Origin of the sequence: uncultured Aquincola sp. (assembly GCF_964001545.1) — a bacterium.
Lineage (GTDB): Bacteria > Pseudomonadota > Gammaproteobacteria > Burkholderiales > Burkholderiaceae_C > Aquincola.
In genome coordinates, this window is sequence record NZ_CAXFDV010000655.1 from 1 (window position 1) to 4,540 (window position 4,540).

Genomic DNA, 4,540 nt, shown 5'->3' on the forward strand with positions numbered 1-4,540 from the left:
AGACGATGCCGAAGCCGCCTTCACCCAGCACCCGCGTCAGCTCGAACTCGCCCAGCCGCGTGCCCACCGGCAGCGCATTGCCCATGTCGTCGTCGGGCGTCGGCGCGCGCGGCGCGCGCGGCGCGGGCGGCTCGGTGGTGTAGGGCGGCGGCGCGGCGAACACGGTGCGGTCGTCGTCGGGCGCATCGGTGGCCGCCGCAGGCACCGGCGCGGCGGCACCCGCAGGCGCCGGGGGCACCGGCGGCCGGATGAGGGTGCGGTCGTCGTCGTCGTCGGTGGAGCTCATCGTGATGCGTCTGCGTTGGCCGCTTCATTGTCCGCCACCCCGCGGGTGGGGCCGCCGAAGAGGCAGGCGGGCAGCCCGGCCGGTGCCAGGCCGTCGGAGCGCAGCAACTGCGGCGTGGCCAGGTCGGCCTGCGCGAACCACAGCGCGCCGCCCTGCGCCTGCTGCAGGCCGGCGGCCAGCACATGGGCGGCCACGCAGGCACCGCCGTGCAGGTGGCCGGCCAGCGACAGGCGCTGCACGCCGGGCACCAGCGCATCGGCCACCACGGGTGCAGCAGGTGCCAGCGCCGGCACGCCGATGCGCTGCAGTTCGGCTTCCAGCGCCTCCAGCGTCCAGTCTTCATGCAGCGCATCGGCCGCGGCTTCGTCGATGCGCAGCAGCCAGGCCCACAAGGCTTCCAGCCCCGGGGCATCGGCCGGCAGGGCGGGCAGCGGCTGGGCGATGGTCAGCGGGTAGTAGCGGCCCACGCGGTCCACGCTGGGCATCAGCACGCCGGCCCAGGCCTGCGCATCCATCACGCCCGGCATCAGCAGGAAGCGCCAGCTGGGGCTGGCCAGGTAGCCGTCCAGCCAGCCGGGCTGCTGCTGCAGACCGGCCAGGCCATGGCTGAGCCAGCCGTCCCAGCGCTGCACGAAGGCCGGCGGCAGCCGGCGGGTGGCGAAGTCGCCCAGCGTGGGCAGCTTGCCGTGCCAGCCGGCGGCGGCCCCGCTGTCGGTGGTCGGCGGCGCGGCGCTCACAGCGCGCCCGGGCAGCGGAACTGCTGGATCTCGCGCAGCCGGAACGGGTTGAGCACGCTGTTGGCGGTGACGTCGAAGCGCAGCTTCTGGCCCTCCAGCGTCATCAGCACGCTGAACTTCTCGGGCTGCGCACCGGCCTGCACCTCGAAGCGGTCGAACAGGCGGAACAAGGCCCATGGCCCTTCGAACACCAGCGGCGCGCCGCCCGGCGTGCTGCTGAGCTTGACGGTGGAGGCCACCCGCTGGCTGGGCCAGGCGATGGTGGCTGCGGTGCCGGCGCCCGGCGTGAACTTGACCACTTGGCCGTCGACGTCCAGCGTCACTTCCTGCAGCGTGCCCAGCTCGGCGGCGCGCAGGTCGAGCTTGAAGCCCGGTGTGCGGCCACCGCCGCGGAAGAAGGCTTCCTTGATGCGGGCCGCGCGCTGAAAGTCGGCCAGCGCTGCCGGGGCCGCGGGCCGCGTGCCGTCGGCCAGCGGCTTGTAGGTCCAGGTGGCGCCGCTGGTGTCCACCAGCGCGGCCAGGCGCCGGTTGTAGAACTCGTCCAGCATGCCGCCGGGCGCGAACAGCTGGCCGAAATCTTCGGGCAGCACGTCGGCGCGCGAGCTGGGCGCAAACGGATAGCGGTTGGCCACCGCGCGGGTGCAGAAGTCGAAGATCGGCTTCAGGTCGCCGGTCATCACGTCGCGCTCGGCCACGCGGCCCTGCTTGGCGCTGACGTCGGCCAGCGATTCCAGCATCGAGCGCACCGGCTCGGGCTGCTGCGCCGCCACCAGCTTGGCCGCGCCGCCACCGGCCGGCGGCGGAGGCGACTTGCTCTTTTGCGCCGCGTCGATGGCCTGCAGCTGCGCGAACACTTCGCCGAAGGCCTTGATGGTGTCGTCGATGGGCGCGGGCTGGCCCTGCACCTGGCGGCGGATGGACGCGAAATGGTCGTCCACCATCTGCTCGACCGGGCCGGCCGCTGGCGCCACCGCCGGTCCGCCACTGGCCAGCTTGGCCAGGTCGGCCTTGGCCTGGTTGGCGGCCTGGGCGGCCTTGTCCAGCGCACTGGGCGCGGCGGCGGGCGGCACCAGCGTGGTCTCCTGCGCCACCGCGGTCAGGTAGAGCTTGAGTGGCGAATCCACACCCGACAGCAGCCGGGCCACTTCCATGCTGCGTTCCAGGCTGGTGAGCTTGACCAGCCGCACGTCGGCCAGGTAGGCGTCCCAGGCCTTGATGTAGTCCTGCAGGTACAAGCGCCGCACGCGGTCGGTCAGGTCGTTGCTCAGCAGCGCATTGGCGGCCTGGCCGGCAGTGGCCTTGCGGCCGAAGACCCATTGCTCCTCGGCCTGCAGCTGCGCGGCCGACAGGCCCACGCTGCCCTGGAAGGCCTGGGTGTAGCCCGCGCGGGTGTAGAAGCCGGGCACGCCGCGCGACAGCGGCTCGCCGCTGGCCCGCTCGAACACCTTGTCGGCCTGCGGGCCGGCCTTGGCCGCGACGGAGAAGTCGGGCAGGTCGCCCCGGAAGCGGCGCTTGAGCCGGCTGTAGACGCGGTACTCGATGGGGAAGGAAGCCAGCATGTCGCGCACGCTGGTCACCAGGGCGGTGTCGATGGGCCGGGTGGTCTGCGGCGCGCCCTGGGCCAGCAGCGCGTCCAGGTGGGCGTCCAGCGCGGCCCGCTGCTCAGGCGGCAGGTTGCGGAACTGGGCGTCCCAGTCGATGCCGATCCAGGCCTTGAGCGTGGGCGCGTCGAACTGGTCGGGCGTGTACAGCATCAGGTAGACCTTGAGCGCCTCGTAGGCCTGCTCCAGGTTGTCCTTGTTGGCGGCGCGCAGCCGCTCTTCCAGCCGCTGGGCCACGCGCGGCAGCAGCGCATGTTCCAGCAGGCGGCGGTAGCCCAGGCGGGCACCGGCATCGAGCTTGTCGCCCTGGTACAGGCCCAGGGTGTCGAGCAGCGGCGGGTCTTCCAGCGCAAAGCGCTCGCTGTGCGCGGCCTCGCGCACGGCCGTGAGGGCGGGCGCGATGGGCGCCGGGTCGGCGCTGGTGGCCGGCGGCAGCGCGTCCACCGCCTGCCGCAGCGCGGGCAGCTTGGCCGCCACTTCGGCGTCGTAGGCCTGGTTGCGCACATAGCTCACGGCCCAGCCCACGGCCAGCGCGGTGCCGGCCACGGCCACGGCCGCGAAGCCGGCCAGGCGCAGTGCGCTGCGGCGGCGCTCGGCCTGTGGATTGGCCGACACCAGGTGCGATTCGGCAAACACCACGTCCTGCAGCAGCCGGCGCAGGAAAAAGCTCTTGCCGCGTGCGCCGCCCAGGGCGGCGGTGCGCCGCTCCAGGCCGAAGGAACGCGACAGCAAGCCCATCACACGGTCGATGGGTGTGCCTTCCTGCGTGCCGCTGGTGAAGTACACGCCGCGCAGGTCCACCCGTTCCTGCAGCGCCGGCGCGGGGCCGAACACCTGCTGCAAAAAGCCGGCGAGCACCGGCTTCAGGCTGGCGAACTCCTGCGGAAACGCAAACATCGCGGCCCGCTTGCTGACGTCGCGCTCGGCCTGCAGCCGGTCCACCAGGCCGGCGGCCAGGCGCTCTTCCAGCGCGCGGTATTGCGTGTCGAAGTCGGCCAGCGGGTTCTCGGCGGGTTGCGGCCCGTGCGGGAAGGTGAAGCCCCAGACCTGGTCACGCTCTTCCTTGCCCAGCGCGTCGAAGCTTTCCATGAAGCCGGCGATCAGGTCGGCCTTGGTCACCAGCACGTACACCGGCGGCTGCACGCCCAGCTTGGCCTGCAGCTCCTGCAGGCGCGCGCGCAGCGCAGCGGCATGTTCCTGCCGCTCGGTGGCGCCTTGCTGCAGCAGGTCCTGCACATTCACCGTCAGCAGCACGCCGTTGATGGGCCGGCGCGGGCGCGACTGGCGCAGCAGCCGCAGGAAGTTGTCCCAGGCCGAGGCATCGACCTGGCGGTCGGATTCCTGCGTGGTGTAGCGGCCGGCGGTGTCGATCAGCACCGCATCGGCGGTGAACCACCAGTCGCAGTTGCGGGTGCCGCCCACGCCCTTGATGGCGGTGGCCTGCTTGTCGCCGCTGCCGATGAAGTTGAGCCCCGCATGCGTCAGCGCGGTGGTCTTGCCCGAGCCCGGCGCGCCGACGAAGACGTACCAGGGCAGCTCGTACAGCGCATCCGATCCACTGAGCCAGCGCCGGCCCTGGCCGCCGGCCTTCAGGCGGGCCACCGCCTCGCGGAAGCGCTGGTCCAGCAGCTGGGCCTCCTGGTCGGCCGCGCTGGGGCCGGGCGCAATGCCCTGCAGCAGCGCCGCATGGGCTTGCTTGCGCTTCCAGGCCAGCCAGCCCAGGCGGCCCAGCCACAGCGCCCACATCAGCGCGATGACGACGGCACGCGCCAGCACGCTGCCCAGCGGACGAGACACCTGGCCGGCGGCATCGGCACCGAAGGCCAGCAGCGGCCCCAGCCACCAGACGATGACGCCGAGCGCCAGCACCGCCAGGCTGCCGAGCACCGCAGGGCTCAGCAAGACGTTGAACACAC

At 72.7% G+C, this 4,540-nt stretch carries 2 protein-coding genes and 1 pseudogene; all 3 read right to left on the bottom strand.

The genetic code is table 11. The features are described from left to right. Positions 1–286: pseudogene (locus ABNT58_RS22715) on the bottom strand (hypothetical protein); the annotation flags it as partial. Beyond that, positions 283–1,023 (bottom strand): type VI secretion system-associated protein TagF, encoded by a 741-nt coding sequence (tagF, locus tag ABNT58_RS22720; RefSeq protein WP_348755678.1) that lies wholly within the window; start codon positions 1,021–1,023, stop codon positions 283–285. The pseudogene ABNT58_RS22715 and the gene tagF, both read right to left, overlap by 4 nt. Beyond that, on the bottom strand, positions 1,020–4,540 hold a 3,521-nt coding region (tssM, locus tag ABNT58_RS22725), incomplete at its 5' end, for a type VI secretion system membrane subunit TssM (protein ID WP_348755679.1). The genes tagF and tssM, both read right to left, overlap by 4 nt.